General features: G+C 48.3%; 18 protein-coding genes and 6 pseudogenes. 18 read left to right on the top strand and 6 right to left on the bottom strand.

Annotated features, from left to right (window positions below; translation table 11 throughout):
- Positions 1-8 precede the first annotated feature (8 nt).
- From HV242_RS17915 to HV242_RS17980, 14 genes and pseudogenes are all read left to right on the top strand, one after another.
- A complete protein-coding gene (locus HV242_RS17915; RefSeq protein ID WP_181616850.1) occupies positions 9-719 on the top strand; it encodes a DeoR family transcriptional regulator in 711 nt (236 codons plus the stop codon).
- A gap of 25 nt (positions 720-744) precedes the next feature.
- Positions 745-1281, top strand: a complete 537-nt coding sequence (locus tag HV242_RS17920; RefSeq protein ID WP_181616851.1) for a DUF4339 domain-containing protein — start codon at positions 745-747, stop codon at positions 1279-1281.
- 41 nt (positions 1282-1322) lie between these two features.
- Entirely contained in the window at positions 1323-1760 is a 438-nt protein-coding gene (locus HV242_RS17925) for a hypothetical protein (RefSeq protein ID WP_181616852.1), read from the top strand.
- Positions 1761-1826: 66 nt separating this feature from the next.
- On the top strand, positions 1827-2237 hold the full coding sequence (locus HV242_RS17930; RefSeq protein ID WP_181616853.1) for a hypothetical protein: 411 nt from the start codon (positions 1827-1829) through the stop codon (positions 2235-2237).
- A 77-nt stretch (positions 2238-2314) separates the two neighbouring features.
- Positions 2315-2551: pseudogene (locus HV242_RS17935) on the top strand (DUF905 domain-containing protein).
- Between the two features lie 85 nt (positions 2552-2636).
- Positions 2637-3095 carry an antirestriction protein gene (locus tag HV242_RS17940; RefSeq protein WP_181616854.1) on the top strand — a complete coding sequence of 153 codons (459 nt, stop codon included), beginning with the start codon at positions 2637-2639 and terminating at the stop codon, positions 3093-3095.
- An 8-nt stretch (positions 3096-3103) separates the two neighbouring features.
- A complete protein-coding gene (locus tag HV242_RS17945; protein WP_181616855.1) occupies positions 3104-3586 on the top strand; it encodes a JAB domain-containing protein in 483 nt (160 codons plus the stop codon).
- 8 nt (positions 3587-3594) lie between these two features.
- Positions 3595-3816 (top strand): DUF987 domain-containing protein, encoded by a 222-nt coding sequence (locus HV242_RS17950; protein WP_181616856.1) that lies wholly within the window; start codon positions 3595-3597, stop codon positions 3814-3816.
- Between the two features lie 18 nt (positions 3817-3834).
- Positions 3835-3909, top strand: a pseudogene (locus tag HV242_RS17955) (type IV toxin-antitoxin system YeeU family antitoxin); the annotation flags it as partial.
- A gap of 229 nt (positions 3910-4138) precedes the next feature.
- Positions 4139-5503 carry a DNA cytosine methyltransferase gene (locus HV242_RS17960; protein WP_247185028.1) on the top strand — a complete coding sequence of 455 codons (1365 nt, stop codon included), beginning with the start codon at positions 4139-4141 and terminating at the stop codon, positions 5501-5503.
- The gene (locus HV242_RS17965; RefSeq protein WP_109262282.1) at positions 5503-6480 is read left to right on the top strand and encodes a DUF4928 family protein; all 978 of its coding nucleotides are present in this window, start codon (positions 5503-5505) and stop codon (positions 6478-6480) included. Before HV242_RS17960 ends, HV242_RS17965 begins: the two co-directional genes overlap by 1 nt.
- 373 nt (positions 6481-6853) lie before the next feature.
- Positions 6854-8048 (top strand): annotated as a pseudogene (locus HV242_RS17970) (integrase domain-containing protein).
- Between the two features lie 4 nt (positions 8049-8052).
- Positions 8053-9207, top strand: coding sequence for an SIR2 family protein (locus HV242_RS17975; protein WP_050737349.1), 1155 nt, complete (start codon positions 8053-8055; stop codon positions 9205-9207).
- Entirely contained in the window at positions 9195-10970 is a 1776-nt protein-coding gene (locus HV242_RS17980) for an ATP-binding protein (RefSeq protein ID WP_050737192.1), read from the top strand. The genes HV242_RS17975 and HV242_RS17980 overlap by 13 nt, the downstream gene beginning before the upstream one ends.
- Before the next feature lie 206 nt (positions 10971-11176).
- On the opposite strand, the pseudogene HV242_RS17985 reads toward HV242_RS17980, so the two are convergent.
- The 3 pseudogenes from HV242_RS17985 to HV242_RS24425 all read right to left on the bottom strand — a co-directional run bounded on the left by HV242_RS17985 (position 11177) and on the right by HV242_RS24425 (position 12692).
- Positions 11177-11730 (bottom strand): annotated as a pseudogene (locus HV242_RS17985) (phage polarity suppression protein).
- A 28-nt stretch (positions 11731-11758) separates the two neighbouring features.
- Positions 11759-11976 (bottom strand): annotated as a pseudogene (locus HV242_RS17990) (ogr/Delta-like zinc finger family protein).
- 2 nt (positions 11977-11978) lie between these two features.
- Positions 11979-12692, bottom strand: a pseudogene (locus HV242_RS24425) (capsid protein).
- A gap of 446 nt (positions 12693-13138) precedes the next feature.
- On the opposite strand from HV242_RS24425, the gene HV242_RS18000 reads away from it, so the two are divergent.
- From HV242_RS18000 to HV242_RS18015, 4 genes are all read left to right on the top strand, one after another.
- Positions 13139-13579 carry a transthyretin-like family protein gene (locus HV242_RS18000; protein WP_050737194.1) on the top strand — a complete coding sequence of 147 codons (441 nt, stop codon included), beginning with the start codon at positions 13139-13141 and terminating at the stop codon, positions 13577-13579.
- A gap of 220 nt (positions 13580-13799) precedes the next feature.
- Positions 13800-14156 carry a hypothetical protein gene (locus tag HV242_RS18005; RefSeq protein WP_014171277.1) on the top strand — a complete coding sequence of 119 codons (357 nt, stop codon included), beginning with the start codon at positions 13800-13802 and terminating at the stop codon, positions 14154-14156.
- Positions 14157-14351: 195 nt separating this feature from the next.
- The gene (locus HV242_RS18010) at positions 14352-14588 is read left to right on the top strand and encodes a cupin domain-containing protein (protein ID WP_237766312.1); all 237 of its coding nucleotides are present in this window, start codon (positions 14352-14354) and stop codon (positions 14586-14588) included.
- Between the two features lie 68 nt (positions 14589-14656).
- Positions 14657-15214 (top strand): YceI family protein, encoded by a 558-nt coding sequence (locus tag HV242_RS18015; RefSeq protein WP_020883894.1) that lies wholly within the window; start codon positions 14657-14659, stop codon positions 15212-15214.
- Here the strand turns inward: HV242_RS18015 and HV242_RS18020 are convergent.
- Genes HV242_RS18020 through HV242_RS18030 form a run of 3 tightly spaced genes read right to left on the bottom strand, consistent with a single transcriptional unit; the run spans position 15206 to position 17056 of the window.
- Entirely contained in the window at positions 15206-15994 is a 789-nt protein-coding gene (locus tag HV242_RS18020) for an anti-sigma factor family protein (protein ID WP_020883893.1), read from the bottom strand. The genes HV242_RS18015 and HV242_RS18020 overlap by 9 nt on opposite strands.
- Positions 15991-16521, bottom strand: coding sequence for a sigma-70 family RNA polymerase sigma factor (locus tag HV242_RS18025; RefSeq protein ID WP_020883892.1), 531 nt, complete (start codon positions 16519-16521; stop codon positions 15991-15993). Before HV242_RS18025 ends, HV242_RS18020 begins: the two co-directional genes overlap by 4 nt.
- Positions 16522-16528: 7 nt before the next feature.
- The gene (locus tag HV242_RS18030) at positions 16529-17056 is read right to left on the bottom strand and encodes a tetratricopeptide repeat protein (protein ID WP_032678808.1); all 528 of its coding nucleotides are present in this window, start codon (positions 17054-17056) and stop codon (positions 16529-16531) included.
- Between the last annotated feature and the right edge of the window lie 249 nt (positions 17057-17305).

Raw genomic sequence — 17305 nt, forward strand, 5'->3', positions numbered from 1 at the left:
GATCCGAGATGACACAGGCAGAGCGCCGTCACGACCGGCTGGCTGTCAGGCTGTCACTGATAATCAGCCGCCTGGTTGCGGGTGAAACGCTGAACATGACGCGGCTTGCTGCAGAGTTTGGTGTGTCAGTCCGTACCCTGCGACGGGATTTTCGTGAACGGCTGATGTACCTCGACCTTGAGTATCGACGGGGGCAATGCCGCCTGCGCAGCGCCGGTGGAGGCGTGCAGGGGGAACTCGATGCATTGACCTTCGCGCACCGGGCCGGACTGGCCGATATTTTTCCGGGGCTGGACCGGCGTCTGGCGGGCATGTTGCTCGCTGCGGGAGGGATGCCGTGTCTGGTATGGCAGCCGCCACAGTCTGTGTCACCGGCCAGCTCACTGGTCTTCTACCGTCTCGTCAGTGCCATTACCGCCTACCAGCGGGTACTGCTGCTGGCCGAGGGAGAGCGCTGTGACGGGCTGGCCCCGTACCGCCTGATATCACTCAACGGCTGCTGGTACCTCACTGGTGAACTTAACGGGTATATCACAGTGCATCCTCTGGCGACCATCCATGCGGTGACAGTCCTCAACACAACGTTCACCCCGATAAATCGTCTCAGCCAGTTAACCACACAGACGGGCTTTATCCGGGCCCTTCCGCACTTCAGCTGTATCCGTGAAGTCCTGTCTCCTGGGCCCTCTGAGGAGGAGCCGGGCAACACACTGATTTAATTACCTCTGTTAAGAAGGAAAAACAATGACCTGGCATTACGAGAAAAATGGCATACGTCACGACAATGTGACCGAAGACGACATCACCAGCCTGATTATGCGCGGTGAACTGACTGCATCCACTTTGGTGTGGCGACAGGGAATGGCAGAGTGGCAGCCGGTCTCCGCTACTCCGCTGGCTTCGGCGCTGCTCCGGAGCACCACACCGCCAGCGCTGCCGGGGAACTGCATTCCTGGTGGAGTGGTATGGACGCTGGCATTTGCTCCCTTCATTGGTTATGCGCTCGAGCTGTGGACTGCAGGGCTGAACGGAATGTCTTTTGACGAGGCATATGAGGCCGTCTCGGGCGGGCAGTACTGGTTTATGACGCTGCTGCTCAATATCGCTCTGGGGTATCTCGATGAACGACGCCTTCGTAAGGCCGGAGTGGACACCACCACGTTCGGCAAACTGGCCTGGCTGGTGCCGTTCTATTTGTGGCGACGGGCGAAAACTCTCGGTCAGAAACCGGCTTACTTCTGGGTATGGCTTGTGATGCTGGGTCTGACCGTCTGGGCCTGAATCACCGTTATCTGATACTTACTCCGAAAAGGAACAACGTAATGAAAACACTGATTAAAATACTGGGCATTACCGGCAGCCTTCTACTCTGTACAGGAGCTCAGGCTCAGCCTTATAACCGGACGCTACCCGCAGTCGTCAATGATAACAAAGGGAACATTTTCTGGTGTGATGCGCATCGTCAGGTTACCGGAAAATGCGAAGCCATGTCTGTTGACCGTCCGGGCGGGATGGTCACGGTGCGTTCCTCACCCTTTAAAGACTGCGAAGGCGGTTTGTGGGGCTGGATAACCATCATGCACAACGATGTGTCGAAGGGATTCACCATTACTCCGGACAAGAAATTTGGGCTCACCGTAAAAGACCTGTGCCGTCCGGGCACGATAGTGACCTTTAAGCCCAACCAGAAGAAGCCGGAATATGACGACCTGGTGGCACTTTACCAGGGCAAAGAGCTGTTTCGCTACCGGCGCTTCTGATAACACCCGATATCAACCTCCCTCATTTTGCCCGACAGCGGGCAGGATTAATTCAGGAAGAAAACCATGCTGAAAATAATGACCTCTGCTGTACCCGCCCTCATTCTGTCACTTGCCGCCTTCAGTGCCGGTGCCGCTCAGCTTCCGGCAAGCCTGATGGATAAAGACAATCCCGGCCAGGAGTACTGGTGCCAGGGAAACGACATCAACACCTCCATGTGCTCACTGACCGGTGTCAGCGACGACCATAAATTTGCCCTGATTCAGGACCTGCCGGGCCCGGCCTGTGAGGACTTAAGCTTCGGGGTTATCGACCTGGTGCGCCAGACCGGTGTCAATATTCCTTACGACGGTGGTGACTGTAAGGGCGATGTGCAGGCCGGTTTTATGCGAGGCACGAAAGATAATGCCCTGTATGTGAAAATTGTCCGGGGCAGTAAAACCCTGCGGCTGTATAAGGTGCAAACCGGTTACTGACAATCCCCCTACACATGCAAACTCCCACAGCCCCTGACGCATCAGCGTCAGGGGCTTTTGTTTTTAAGGTACAACGAATGCCTGAATCTCACATGCTGCCACCGGGTCCTTTTACTCGACAGCAGGCCGAAGCGGTTACCCGCCGGTATCACAACATCAGCATTGAAGACGACTAGGGTAGCCACTTCCGCCTGGTGGTTCGTGACTCTCAAGGTCGAATGATCTGGCGGGCGTGGTGCTTTGAACCGGATGCCGGTGAAGGGCTTAACCGTTATATCCGACAGTACGGCATCCTCAGAGCATCCTCCTCCTGACCACACCTATTCATCATCCCTCTATGTCCTTTATTTCCCATACGCCAGCCATCGTCGCTGGCGTTTTTATTGACGGAGAATATCCATGACGACACAAACGCAATGCGAATTGATGTCCGCTAATGAACCTCAATTTGACCTTACTGCAACACCAGTACCTGACGAGCAGCGTCTCGATTTCTGGCCGCTGTACTTTGGTGCTATTCCGCAGTGGATCACGCTGGAACCCCATATTTTCGCCTGGATGGAGCGCTTCTGTGATGAGTACAGCGGTGGTATCTGGTCCTTTTACACGCTCAGCAATGGCGGCGCGTTTATGGCCCCTGATGCTGACGGTAACGAAAAATGGCATCTGTTCAACGCCATGAATGGAAATGATGCGGAAATGAGTGTGGAAGCCGCAGGTGTCGCTGTCTGCCTGATTGAATACAGCCATCACGCCTGTCGCACCGAATGCGATGCCATGACTGAGCACTATTACCGCCTGCGGGATTACGCCCGACAGCACCCTGAATCCAGCGCCATTTTGCGCATTATTGATTAAGGATACTCATGATGGAACAGTCACTTATCCCACTGACTCCGGTACTTCCACTGACCGCACAACGCACGATAAAACGCGCTTTAACACTGCTTGACCGACACCTGCGCGAAACAGGCGTGGCATTCACCTCCACTCAGGCAGCCCGTGACTGGCTGAAACTGAAAATGGCTGGGCTGGAGCGCGAAGAGTTTATGGTGCTGTACCTTAACCAGCAGAACCAGTTAATTGCCCACGAAACCCTGTTTGCCGGTTCCATCAGCAGCACCGAGGTACATCCCCGTGAGGTGGTCAAACGCGCCCTGTATTTCAATGCAGCAGCCGTGATTCTGGCGCATAACCACCCCTCCGGCGACACCATGCCCAGCCGGGCAGATAAGACCATAACGCAGCGTCTGGTGCAGGCGCTTCAGCTCGTTGATATCCGAGTGCCTGACCACCTCATCGTCGGTGGTACGCAGATATTGTCGTTCGCTGAACATGGTCTGCTTTGAGGTATGACATGAAAATTATCAGTAAACGCCGGGCGATGACGATTTACCGTCAGCATCCGGCCTCCCGCATTTTTCGATACTGCACCGGCAGATACGAGTGGTACGGCAGTGTCTGTCATTACACCGGTAAGGTCGTTCCTGACATTCCCGGCGTGCTGGCGGTATACGCCGAACGCCGCCAAGACCGCAACGGACCTTATACCTGTCTGATGAGTATCACCCCGAACTGACAATAGTGGAGAACTGTAATGAGTAACATCACTTGGGGCCTGCAGCGGGATATCTCGCCGCGCCTGGGAGCACGTCTGGTGCAGGAGGGGAACCACACTACTCAATCTTGCGAGCCGTCTTCCTGATTCACCTTTCTGAACTTTCCTTTTCTTTAATTTATCGCATACTGCGCCTGCCGGGAGCGGTAGGCGATTTTGTTTTTGCTACGTTAGTCGAAAATTTAGCCATTGGTTCAGGGAATCATTTCAAATTGACAGATTCTCTCAGTTCGATATGCTTTAGGGAAGGAGCCAAAATTTGGCGCCAAAATTAGGATACTTTATGAGCACCTCAACAAACTATCGTACCAGTCTCCGTCTTACAAACGAGCAATACAATGACATATCTCGTTTATGCCAACTTGATGGCGGAAAGATCAAGATGAGTGCATGGATTACTGAGGCCATTAACGAAAAGATTCAACGTGATATGGAAAACGCGAAAGCTATTCCAGACCAGATGAATCAATCCGGTCCCTCTTTTTACGAGTTTTTTGCCGGAGGTGGCATGGCTCGGGCTGGTTTGGGTGAACATTGGAATTGCCTCTTTGCTAATGATTTTAGCCCAATGAAAGGACATGCTTACAGGAACAACTGGCACGGTGGGTTAGATTTATTAGTTGAAGATATAAATAAGATTACCAGCAAACAACTTCCTGACCAGGCTGACTTGGTATGGGCTTCTTTCCCTTGCCAGGACCTCTCTCTCGCAGGCGGATATAAAGGTATTGGTGGCGAAGATGACCAGACTCAAACCCGTTCAGGAACATTCTGGCCTTTCTGGCGACTCATGCGTAGTCTAATGACAGAAAATAGAGCACCTAGAATAATTGTGCTTGAAAATGTCTATGGTGTTTTGACGTCAAATAAGGGGAAGGATTTCGCCTCAATAGGTACTGTTTTATCTGATGCTGGTTATCGCTTTGGTGCGATGATGATTGATGCTGTCCATTTCGTACCCCAGTCACGCCCTCGAGTTTTCATTGTGGCTGTTCATCCGACAGTAGAATTATCACAACAACTCGTATCTCAAACGCCATTAACTCCATGGCACCCAGAACGGATGGTTACGGCTTTCAACGGACTATCAGCGAAAGCTCAGGAATTATGGTTATGGTGGAATTTACCCCTACCAGATAAGCGGTTAATCACATTTACTGACATAATCGATGAAGAGCCTGTAGGGGTAAAATGGGACTCTCCTGAGAAAACCAAGCTTTTACTATCAATGATGACTGAAGCAAATCTCAGTAAAGTTAAAGCTGCTATGAAGTCAGGGCAGCGTATAGTTGGCGGCCTTTATAAACGCACCCGCATAGATGATAACGGTATAAAAGCGCAACGAGCAGAAGTCCGATTCGATGGTATTGCCGGATGTTTACGTACACCTGCGGGCGGTTCTAGCCGCCAGAGCATCTTGGTCGTAGAGGGGGATCAGGTTCGCTCACGTCTCCTCTCCCCGAGAGAGGCGGCTCGCTTGATGGGGTTGCCTGATACCTACAAACTCCCGGAAAACTATAACGATGCTTATCATATTGCTGGAGATGGCGTTGTTGTGCCTGTTGTTAGCCATCTTTCTAGATTCATCTTTGAACCAATCCTTTCAGAGTCGTACAATGCTGTATTGACTCAGAAAAAGGTTGCGTAATGAATTCAACATCTGCAATTGACTCAGCACTGGAAGCATTTTCTGTAAGTAACTCGGTAAATGGGAATAAAGGACCTATTGCAGCTCTGTTGGTTATTAACAGACATGCACTTGAGAAGCAAAAGGCCGGAACCCTAGTATGGCCTTTAAATAGTGATGACTGGAAGACTGGCAAACAAGGCCAGGTAAAAGGGCTAGGGGGTCCGGCGACGCAAAAAGTGTTGGCTGATCATGGAATTGAAAGAATATTAGCCAGCGAAGGTGGTCGCACTAGTCGTGGTAGTATGCAACTCATGCTGGGATACATTGAGTTGTTAAATAATTATCACCAAATCAACGGTTCTATAGATCTATTTCGGTGTGAATGCTTCTGGATTAATAAGGCCAAAGAGTATTTTGAAAGACGCCCATTTGTTTTAAGCATCGATCCCCAATGGGGAGTTCGTCGAGCTATTCGCCATTTGCTGACTCAAGCGCAAAATAGACAAAATGAAGGTGCTGGTACCAGATTTGTAGGTACACTGATGCAGCATATGGTTGGAGCCAAATTGGATGTACTCCTTGGAGAAGGGAAAGTCACCCATCATCATTCGAATCAGAACGATTCAGGCTCCAGTCGCAGTGGTGATTTTGACTATGAAGACATGGTGTTACATGTTACCAACCTACCAACAGAAGCATTGCTGAGCAAGTGTATCGCAAACCTGGAAGGAGGTTATAAGCCACTCGTAATTACGTCGTCTAAGGGTGCATTTGTATTAGAAACATTACTCGAGAATTTTTGTAATGGCGTATACGATGGCCGTGTAGATATCTTGGAGTTTGAACAGTTTATAGCATCAAACGTCATTGAACTTGGAAGGTTTAATGCCGCTGGTCGTAAAGCCTCACTCAGTAAAATTATTGAGGCTTACAACCGTATCATTGAAACAGTGGAATATGATCTCAGCATGAAGATCGAGTTAGGGGAAAAGTAGCCCTCTATCCTGACAGAACCTTAACACTCGGAGCCAATTTTCATATGGCTCCGCTCCCCCCAGATACATGATAATTTCTTTTAGGCCCCTTTATAGGCCCCTTCGCAAAGTTGAATTGAAGAGAAAACAATAAAAAACAAAGAATTACACAACCAATTCAGACTCCGCCAGCCCACCAAAATTCTCCATCGGTGATTACCAGAGTCATCCGATGAAGTCCTGAGAGCCCGCATGGCGCAAGCCCTGCGGGCTTTTTTGTGTCTATCGTTGTCCGAGAACATCCGGCTAAATCCGGTGATTATTGGTATACGTTTAGGTATACCATAGGATGTATATCTAAAAACGTATACCAATTCAGGAAGGAGCGGCCACAGTGGCACGGACAACACGCCCCCTGACCAACGCCGAAGTTCTGCGCGCAAAGGCGCTAGAGAAGGATCTAACGCTTCATGAAGGCGATGGGCTTTTCCTGGTAGTGAAAACCAGCGGGAAAAAGCTCTGGCGTTTCCGTTATCAACGCCCGGTAACAAAACAGCGGACAATGATGGGGCTCGGTGCCTTCCCTGCTCTTTCGCTTGCTGATGCCCGAGGGTTAAGAGCGGATTGCCTTGTTAGCTAATGGCATCGACCCCCAAGTTCAAACTGAAGTTGCAGAGGAACAGCAGCAAATTGCGCTGGACAGTATTTTTTCAACGGTCGCCGCTAACTGGTTCCAACTCAAAAGCAAAAGCGTTACCCCTGATTACGCAAAAGACATTCGGCGCTCACTGGAGAAAGATGTATTACCTGCCATTGGTGAGATCCCCGTTCAGCAAATCAAAGCCCGAACATTGGTTGAAGCACTTGAGCCAATCAAAGCACGAGGGGCACTAGAGACTGTTCGACGCCTGGTGCAGCGCATTAACGAAATAATGATTTATGCGGTTAACACCGGTCTGATAGATGCTAACCCTGCATCTGGTGTAAGTATGGCCTTTGAGAAACCCAAGAAGCAAAATATGCCGACACTGCGGCCAGAAGAATTACCGAAGCTAAAGCGCTCTTTGGTGATGTCGAATCTCTCTGTTTCGACTCGTTGTCTGATTGAATGGCAACTCCTGACGCTTGTTCGCCCTTCGGAGGCTTCTGGCACTCGCTGGACAGAGATCGACTTTGATGCAAAACTCTGGACGATTCCTGCCGAGCGAATGAAGGCTAAACGCGAGCACATTGTTCCTTTGTCTCCTCAGGCATTAGATATTCTTGAAGTGATTAAACAAGTTAGTAGTCATCGAGAACATGTTTTCCCTAGTAGGAACGATCCAAAACAACCTATGAATAGCCAGACTGCTAATGCCGCTTTAAAACGGATTGGCTATGGTGGTAAATTAGTAGCTCATGGCCTACGTGCCATCGCGAGTACAGCTCTTAATGAACATGGATTCAATGCAGATGTAATCGAAGCAGCTCTTGCCCACACTGATAAAAATGAGATTAGAAGAGCTTATAACAGGTCAACTTATCTTGATCATCGAGTTGATATGATGAAGTGGTGGGGAAGTTTTTGTGAAAATAAACATGGAAATTGAATATATGAATAACGATATTCTAACAGCATTTAAAGCTTCAGATTTAGTTGATAAAAATATTAATTTTCTTATTGGCTCTGGTGCATCAGCAGGCTATATACCGACTTTATGGATTAAGGAGGATATATCGTACGAAGATGTACTTACCAACGAAAAATATCAAGAAATCGAAAACGTCATTTATCACTCTTACTACACTGACATTTTATCAAAAAGTTATTGTATAAGCCCAGTTAATTTTAAAGAAAAGTTAAAATTTAAAAAGACATTTATCAATTACCTTAAATTCATTAAAAACCTTTCTTCTTTGGTTGATAAAAAAAGCGCTAACCAAATACGCAGAGCAAACATATTTACAACAAACTATGATCTTTTTTTAGAAAAATCATCTGACTTACTTTTAAAGAATAACACTAGTTTTATATTTAATGATGGAGGTAGAGGTCTGCACACGCGTCACCTTAATATAAGTAATTTCCATACATCCACATGGCATCAAGGAACTAATGACCTTTATAAATTTGAAATACCTACTATCAACCTCATAAAAATGCATGGTTCAATATCGTGGAATAAAGTTAACGAAGATACTATTAGCATACGCTACCTCGACAACCTTCCTGATGAACTTACTATTGAAACAGATCACTACTTAAACATAGAAGAGACAATAGGAAAGGTAGATGAATTATATTTCTTTGATGGCGCTAAAAGCGCTATTGAGCTTTCTCGAGAAGATGAGGATAAATTACAAAGATTTAGAAATGAATATGACAAACTAGCAATTGTTAATCCAACCAAAGCAAAGTTTGGAGAAACTGTCTTCCAGCAACATTATTACCAATCTTTACGACTGTTAAGTTATGAACTCGAAAAGCCGCAAACAATTTTAATTTGCTTCGGATTCTCTTTCAAGGATGAACATATAAGAGAAATAATCCAAAGATCTTTAAGCAATCCCTCTCTGGTTATCTATATTTTTTGTTATAAATTAAAAGACAAAGAGAATATTAAAAAAATAATCAATAGCAAGAAAATTGTCTTCATATCGCCTTGTGATTATACCGATGAAAACAACATTGATTTCAAGAGATTTATATCATGTATATTCCCAAAGAAAAATGAATATTCATTGCGGGGGTTAACATGCAATTTGTAATAGGAGCCGTAACTTCAGTCAAAGGAACATCAGTCAGGGCCCTGATAAACCCTAACCTTTATCAAACCACATATATATACGATGGTAAATTATATCGAGGCGTGTCTATTAATGAATATATAGTAATAAAAAAAGGATATCATGAAATAGTTGGGAAAATTGAAGGTGAAGAAATAATCGAAAAGAAAAATTATAATTCAGAGCAACCCAATTCAGATAAATATGATAGATTTATAGATCTTAAAATTATAGGGTACGTGCAAGATAATAACTTCCAACCCGGAATAAAATATCTACCCATGATTCAAGACGGTCTATTTTTAGCATCAGATTCGTTAATCAGCGCTATTTATACGTTTAGTGGCAAAGTTGATTCAAAGTCTATAACAATAGGAAGATCATTATTAGAAGACATACCTATTAGAATACCAATAAATGGTGTATTCAATTCTCACTTGGGTATTTTCGGCAATACGGGAAGCGGGAAATCTAATACTCTCGCGAAACTTTATATAGAGTTACTTACCTCTTACAAGGATAGAATATTCGCGAACTCGAGATTCATGTTCATCGATTTCAATGGTGAATATCGAACTATGCATAATATTTTCAAAGATTGTAGTTCTTATGTGGAACTTGATACACATGCTGTCGCAGGAAAAGACAAACTACTTTTGAAGCAATCTGAGTTTTGGGATGCAGAATTGCTATCAGTGCTATTCTCTGCAACTGAAAAGACACAAAAACCCTTTCTGAACATATTGGTTAGAAATAGAGTTGAATACGGAGAAGAACTAAATGATTATTTTCAGAAAACCTTACAAGTTATGTTTGGTCAGAACCAACATAGAGAAACAATAAGTGTTTTACGTAGCATAATAAAGATCATCAATCCAGATAATGAGGAAAACATAGGTACAGAACTTGCAGCATTCAGTTGGTTTTCAAGAGGGGAGAGTAATAAATACTATTTAGGGAATTTTTATCCAAACACACCTGAAGAGTATTTGGTGCACACCCCTTTACTCAGAAGTACCTTTATCAACCCCGAGCGACTTACAGCATTTGAGCAATTGTCAGTACGTGCAACATTGCAACTTATACAGTCAGTATCGAGGAACTACGTTCAATATGAACATATCAGCCCTTTAATTGGTAAAATAAATGCATCGACAAAATCACTTGAAAAAGTCATTGAAATAATTTCCGATGTCGAGATTCACCCCACACCTTTAACATTTATTTCTCTTAAAAATTGCAATCAAGACATAAAAAAAACTATACCAATGATGATTGCTAAATGTTCTTTCTTAGAGCACAAACGTTTTGAAGAAAAAGCAAGAAGCTTCCATTTAATCATTGATGAAGCACACAACATCCTTTCCGAAAGTTCGGTTAGAGAGTCTGAAACATGGAAAGATTATAGGCTCGAACTATTTGAAGAAATAATAAAAGAAGGTCGCAAGTTTGGATTTTTCATAACCATCTCCAGTCAAAGGCCAGCAGATATATCTCCAACAATTGTATCTCAAATACATAATTACTTTCTCCATCGTTTAGTTAATGATAACGATATATTCTTATTAAAAAATTCTTTAAATAATCTCGATAGCTCATCTCGCTCCCTAATTCCTTCATTACCGTCAGGTGCATGTGTACTATCTGGTACAGCTTTCCATACACCAGTAGTAATACAGATTGAGCGGTTATCTAAAGAGCTTGCGCCAGAAAGCGATACTATTGATTTGGATGCATATTGGTAATTATTCTGGCGCGCAATGCTCTCCCCGCCCCGCCTGCCCGCTTAAGGGGTCGCTTTTAATGCAGGTGCATGACCGACCTCAGGGCGCGCCAGTGCTGGCGCTGGAAGGGGATCCAGTGTCGGTAAAACGCATGCAAAATCATGCACCTTATGCATGCATGGCTTTTATACGTAAAAATGGCGGGTTTTCGGAGATTTTTAAGCGGGCTACTGCACGGCCAGTTCTGCACGACGGCGGGTGTAATTCAGGTTCTGTGCAGGCGTGCATTTTTCACGACTATCATCGCGCGAAGCCGCGTCAGGCCTGAATCCGATGGCCGTTAAAATGTCATTATCCTGCGCCGAATAATAAATTTTTTCACCGGCGGACAGCCAGAGCTGTAGCGCCTCGCGTAGATAATCGAGTGAGTGCTGCATGGCGCAGCGCTGAATCGCGGAATGTTGCCCGGAATAATTCATCAGCTCAGGGCAAGGGCGGCGGCTAGCTCCGCGCCGTGCGCCTGCATAAAATCATTTAATCGGTCGCGGATGCTGATGCGCTGCACCTCCTCATGCGAGCGGATGTAGCGACCAGCAGCCTGATTAATTTCCCATTTTTTCGCGTCAATAATCTCGCGCAGTGTTTGCAGACTCCGGCCGCTGCCTGCAAGCTGTTCGTGGTATGCCTGTTCGGCCTGCGTCAGTTCATCCCTGCGTTGCAGCCAGGCAGATTTGTTTACCTGACAGGCCTCAAAGACTTTCTGTAACGTCAGTGTGGTCATGTATGTTTCTCCTGATAACTAGCCGTGCTTACGCACCGGCACGGTTAACGGTGGCCGCCGGTGCGGGTACAGGGATAACCGGTTCTGTCGCCGGTGAATGAATAACCCGTCGATAGATTCAAGCGTGCGGAACGTGGCCGAGCACTCGATGTTCATGCACTGGTGATAGCGCTGTTTGACGTTATCGGACAGATACCGACTGGTGCGGGAATGCGCGCTGGTTTTGCAGAACGGACAGTGAAACATGCTTACTCCTCCGCTTTTGTCTCGCCATTTTCAGCCAGTTTTCTGGCGAGCATGGTTCGCTTGAGCGGGCTGCGTAACAGTTCCATATCCATGCCGGTAATTTGCGGCCGCTGCATACCCGTCACGGATAAGACCGGCTCCTATTTGATATCGAAGTGACACAGACTGCCCTGACGGTTGAAGGCATCACGCAGTTCACCGATGGTCACAGATTGCGGTGCGCTTTCCCCATTCATTTCCAGGGCGCGAATGCGCAGTAGGAAAGCGCGAATAAGCGCGACGGGAACAGCGTTGATAGCTTTAACCCATTCCGCCCCGGCGTAAGCGGTAAACACTTCGCCATGCACAGAGCGATATTTATTGCCGGTGGAGCAGGCATTCAGCATGGCGCGTGTCCGGTCGGTCTCCAGTTCCGCAATCAGGCCGGTGAACTCGTCGGCCAGCTCGCGGCTGGCGATACGCCTGCTGGGCTCAGCTTTCATTTCAGGAGTGAGACTGCCGCGCAGGTTACTGAAGCGGCTACGCCAGTCCTGTTCCGCTTCTGCGCTCTCATCGAGGGCGGTCTGCCGTTCTTACTTACAGCGTTAAATGGACGTATCAATTTCTTTCAGCACCTGCATGCTGGCCGCGTGCATGTCTCTGGCCGCAGTAAAGTCGGTGATGCGCTGGCTGCTCTCTACGGACTGTTGAGCGGCTACATTCTGCAGGGTGGTAATGACTGTTTCATATTCAGGTTCTAATTATGTTCAACCTCAAATGATTCTGCCCTTCATCACACAACATCTCGATCCATTGCAGTTGTGGCAGTTCTGGCACAAGCAGCACTCAAAACCCGGCTGACCAGAGAAAGGTCCTGGCAAAACCTTACTCTCCATTTGTTTATTTACTTATAACTATTCACCAATGCTCACCTTTAATAAAAATATAGATAATACAGTAAGGTAAAAGGTGAACAGTTGAGGTTCTGATTATTTAACTCGTAAAGCTACATTCTCCTGGAGGTGCCAGTGTCTATTCACACGCTCAATTTATCCAGGCATAAGTCTGGAAATACTCAGTAAATCAATATCCTTAACAGAATCTACAGTTCCGAAATTACGCCACCCGCGTATACTGCATTCACGCCACCGAAAAACACCTGAACGCAAAAGGATTCGCACCCATGACAGCGTCCTCAAACCGCATCGCAAGCCTGGCTATCGTGGCTCTCACGTTTTTGCTCAGCGGCTGCGTTTACCATGATTATCCCTCCCCTCGTATTGAGGGCACATTGAATAACGCAGGAAAACCGCTGCCCCGGGTAACCGTTTCGTTAGTGGAATTCGACCAACACATTGCCACGACACAAACGGATAATAACGGGTATTTTTCTTTCGTACCGCAGGGTGACTGGCATGTTTTTATACCCGTCGGACCGCAAGATCGCCTGAGTAGCTGGACACTGACAACAATCGACCCTCAGGGACAAAAACGCGATATTTACACATCCCAACGCTTTGGCGGGCCTTTTTCAGGCTATTCCAGGAGCGACAGCGTGAAACTGTTCTGCGAACTCTCCCCAACAAGCGGCGAGAGTCAAAATATATTTTGCGAAGCTCAGTGAGTTAATTAACTTTACTCATGGCCAAAAGCCACCCGTAATAGGGATATGCACGCCCCGGGTACACGGTATTGAACCTGAAAATAATTAATTCCTCTGCGTAACTAAATACGCTTCACGGTATAACGCCAAAATAACATTACAGTTTTTTCCTAAAGCCACGCCGCTTCGTCTGTGCCATGCTGAATCACGCTCATAACCGATAACGTTAAATGAGGATATTATGAAAAAAACAATTATCGCATTATCTGCCGTTCTGCTGGCTTCCCCAGTATTTGCTGCGACCACACATGCAACTGACGATACCGTCGCTGCGGCGAAGGCAAACGCCAACGACGCGAAGCAAAAACTGCACGAAGAGCAGAATAAAGGCGAAGAGCTGAAGCTGAAACAGAAGCATGCTGCAGAGGGTAAAACCGAAAACTTAGGCAGCAAGGTCAGCGAAGATTCCCAGAAAGCCTGGCATAAAACCAAAGAAGGTACCGAGAAAGGGTGGGATGCCACCAAAGAAGGTGCTGAGAAAGGCTGGAATAAAACCAAAGAAGGTGCCAGCGAGCTGGAAAAGAAAGTCACTGAGTAATCCCTTCGAAAGGCCGCAGACGCGGCCTTTTTTATTCCCTCCTGCCCTGCTTCCTGCAGACTAAACTTGTCTCAGGGGGACTCCATCATGAACAGCGAACACACCGCACCTGAAACCTAGGGCGTTACCGTTGAATTACTCTCCGTCGTCGATCTGGGTCCGGAAATAGCGGGCATGGCCGGGCGCCAGCTTCGCATGCGCAGAGTCACTCTCGCTCCCGGCGCGGTCTTTGGTCCGGTGCATAATCATATCGACAGGCCCGGCACCGTATTTATCCTTGAAGGAACCATCACCGATCATCGTAACGGTATTGCGACTGATTACGGTCCCGGTGTCGGCTGGCCGGAAGATCACAACACGGTCCACTGGCTGGAAAACCGGGGTCCGGTAACCGCCGTCGAGATCTCGGTGGATATTATTAAGACGTCCTGACGCCTAAAAGCCGAATAGATCCCCGGGGTTGCGCGTTAACGCCTTGCCACCCCTAAAGAGATCCTGAGATGCTGCGACGCCTGGTTATTCTGTTCGTGTTGCTCTGTCCGCTGGCGCAGGCCGCCCCGCAGAGCTATACCATTGATACTGAAAACACCGCCATACGGTTATCCTGGCACGCCTTCGGGGGGATCCTCTCCTGGGCCAGATTCAGTGGCGTCACGGGTTCCGTAACGCTTAACCCGGATAAGGATATCGATGACCATATTCATGTCACCCTTCCCGTGGCTACCCTGGTTGCCTCAAACAGCCTGCTCACCTGGCAACTGAAAAGCGACATGTTTTTTGAATCTGAACGTTACCCTGTTATCGAATTTATCAGCTCACGCGTGGTCGCTCAGGGTTCAGGAACGTTCCGGGTGTTCGGAACATTGACCGTACGCGACATTGCCCGCCCGGTCATTCTGGACGCCGTCGTGAAAGATTCGCACGCGCCGGTCCTTACGCTGGATGCGACAACAACCATTTCGCGCGCGGCCTACGGCATGGATAAATTTGCGCTGGTCGTTGATGACAGGATTGCCATCACCATTGCGATTCAGGCTAACGGTATCCCGTCATCCTGAAATCAGGCTTTGCAGCTGCTCTGCACTGCCCCGCAACTGTGGGAGCGGGTTGCGGCCGATCAGCACAAACTGATATCCCGCTTTCTGCCACCACACCAGGTTCATGTCGTGCCGCTGTTCCTGTTGAGCGGCTGTCGTTGTCTGCTCTGTCGGGGAGATACACAGCGCCATTGGGCCGTAGTCGGCATTTATCCAGGCTATTTGCGCGATAGAGGTGGTTTCATAGCGCAGCATGCGGACCATTTTAAGCTCTGCTCCATGCAGGATAAGCTGTGACGCCTGAAGTTGCAGGCCGATATCCTGCGCTGCCCGTTCCAGCCCACGCTGCAGAACATGCGGCGCGCTGTCCATATCCAGCAATGTCTCGACGCTGTAAAGCGACATGTATTGCGCTTCGAGGTCACGAATATGGGCGTTTTCATCAGACGGTGCGAAAGCGGGTCGCAACCCATATCCCACGCCGGAACCGACCACCAGGAAACTGACCGACGCGGCAATGAGTGCGCGCCGGCTTACGCCAACCGGGGTAGCGGGCTTCGGATCGGGCAGTTCCGCCAGCCGGGCCTGCATCTTCTCCAGAGGAGCATCATCCAGCATAGCGGCAAACGCGCCGGGGTAATCCGCATTGCTTTTCATTAACTCGGTGGTCCGCCCGGAGAGGCGCTCGTCACGTCTCAACTCTTCTTCAAATTTTTGCGCGTCGGCATGACACATCTCGCCATCTATCCATGCCACGATAGCCTCATCGTTATAGGGCGCTGTAAAACGGTGCGCGTTCAAGAGCGTTTCTCCTTAACCGGGGGCAAGGCATCGGCAGACGCTGCCAGCGTTGCCCGTGCCGTCGCCAGTCGGCTCATTACGGTACCGATCGGCACCGCCAGGGTGTTCGCGGCTTCCTGATAGGTAAAGCCTTCGACATACACCAAAAAAACCGTGTTGCGCTGGGCTTCCGGGAGCGCGTTGACGCGCTGCATCACCTTCAGGTAATGCAGGTGCGTCTCATCCTCTTCACGGGTATCCGGCGCCAGAAGCTCGTCGCTGGCGACAAACCCCTGCCCCTGACGAACATGGCGTGCCCGAAGCTCAGAGATCCAGATGGAGTGCAATATCGCAAACAGCCACCTGTCGATACGCGTACCGGGCATGTACTGACTGCTTTTTTCAAGCGCGCGGACGCAGGTGGACTGAACCAGCTCTTCGGCGACATCCCTGTTTCGCGACAACACCAGCCCATAACGCCAGAGACGTGAGAGGTGTGCGGCTAACTGTTGGCGAACCTCACGGGTAGCGATGTGTTTTCCCTCCACGAGAAAATCAGGATTCCGGATGTCCGTTAATGGCAGCCTGCAGGTCACGGTACTCTTCACAGGACTGGCCGCAAATACCGGCAATCACTTTCAGTTGCTCTTTGGCCAGATCCGGACGTCCCTTGACCATCCACGCCTCGCCCAGGTATTCACGGGCTTTGGCATAATCCGGGGCGATAGCCAGCGCACGCTGGTAGTAACCGATACCTTCATCCGTACGACCCAGTTTGCGGGTGGCATACCCGCGATAGTTCCATGCTTCAGCCGTGTTGTTATTTTTTAACGAATCAAGAAGGTTCAGCGCCGCCTGGTACTCGCCTTTTTTAGCAAGGTGATAGGCATAGTTGGTTTTGTCCTGATCGCTAAGGCTGCTGCTCTTATCGGGCACACATTTCTGAGTTGCACTGTCATACACCTGTCCGGACGGACAGTCGGGAGTTTTACTCTCGGTACTATTATCGCCCATCGCCAGCGCGAGAGGAGACAACAGGGAAAAAATCAGCACCGGGATCAAACGCACAGAGGTCGTGTTCATAAAAGGCTCCAGGGTGAATGGGAATGACGTCAGTAAACGCGTGAGCGGTGCATTTTATTCATTCCCGGGCCCCTCTTTTTTTTCTCAGAATCATGTTGACGTCGTATCCCCATTAAATGTTGAGCGGGATATTTTATCTTTACTCCCTGTTAGTTATTATTTTTCTCTCAGTAGCAGAATCCCGGCACCGCACAAGAATATATTTTTAATTAATTACCAACATAATATATGTTATATCAAAAACGTTAC

This window comes from Enterobacter sp. RHBSTW-00593, assembly GCF_013784105.1.
Classification (GTDB): Bacteria; Pseudomonadota; Gammaproteobacteria; order Enterobacterales; family Enterobacteriaceae; genus Enterobacter; species Enterobacter ludwigii.

Coding starts and splice junctions, on each gene's coding strand:
- HV242_RS17930 (WP_181616853.1), top strand. CDS start 1,827: ATGCTGAAAATAATGACCTCTGCTGTACCCGCCCTCATTCTGTCACTT.
- HV242_RS17915 (WP_181616850.1), top strand. CDS start 9: ATGACACAGGCAGAGCGCCGTCACGACCGGCTGGCTGTCAGGCTGTCA.
- HV242_RS17920 (WP_181616851.1), top strand. CDS start 745: ATGACCTGGCATTACGAGAAAAATGGCATACGTCACGACAATGTGACC.
- HV242_RS18010 (WP_237766312.1), top strand. CDS start 14,352: ATGCGCAGAGTCACTCTCGCTCCCGGCGCGGTCTTTGGTCCGGTGCAT.
- HV242_RS17950 (WP_181616856.1), top strand. CDS start 3,595: ATGAAAATTATCAGTAAACGCCGGGCGATGACGATTTACCGTCAGCAT.
- HV242_RS18015 (WP_020883894.1), top strand. CDS start 14,657: ATGCTGCGACGCCTGGTTATTCTGTTCGTGTTGCTCTGTCCGCTGGCG.
- HV242_RS18005 (WP_014171277.1), top strand. CDS start 13,800: ATGAAAAAAACAATTATCGCATTATCTGCCGTTCTGCTGGCTTCCCCA.
- HV242_RS17925 (WP_181616852.1), top strand. CDS start 1,323: ATGAAAACACTGATTAAAATACTGGGCATTACCGGCAGCCTTCTACTC.
- HV242_RS17975 (WP_050737349.1), top strand. CDS start 8,053: ATGAATAACGATATTCTAACAGCATTTAAAGCTTCAGATTTAGTTGAT.
- HV242_RS18030 (WP_032678808.1), bottom strand. CDS start 17,056: ATGAACACGACCTCTGTGCGTTTGATCCCGGTGCTGATTTTTTCCCTG.
- HV242_RS17960 (WP_247185028.1), top strand. CDS start 4,139: ATGAGCACCTCAACAAACTATCGTACCAGTCTCCGTCTTACAAACGAG.
- HV242_RS17940 (WP_181616854.1), top strand. CDS start 2,637: ATGACGACACAAACGCAATGCGAATTGATGTCCGCTAATGAACCTCAA.
- HV242_RS17965 (WP_109262282.1), top strand. CDS start 5,503: ATGAATTCAACATCTGCAATTGACTCAGCACTGGAAGCATTTTCTGTA.
- HV242_RS17945 (WP_181616855.1), top strand. CDS start 3,104: ATGATGGAACAGTCACTTATCCCACTGACTCCGGTACTTCCACTGACC.
- HV242_RS18000 (WP_050737194.1), top strand. CDS start 13,139: ATGACAGCGTCCTCAAACCGCATCGCAAGCCTGGCTATCGTGGCTCTC.
- HV242_RS17980 (WP_050737192.1), top strand. CDS start 9,195: ATGCAATTTGTAATAGGAGCCGTAACTTCAGTCAAAGGAACATCAGTC.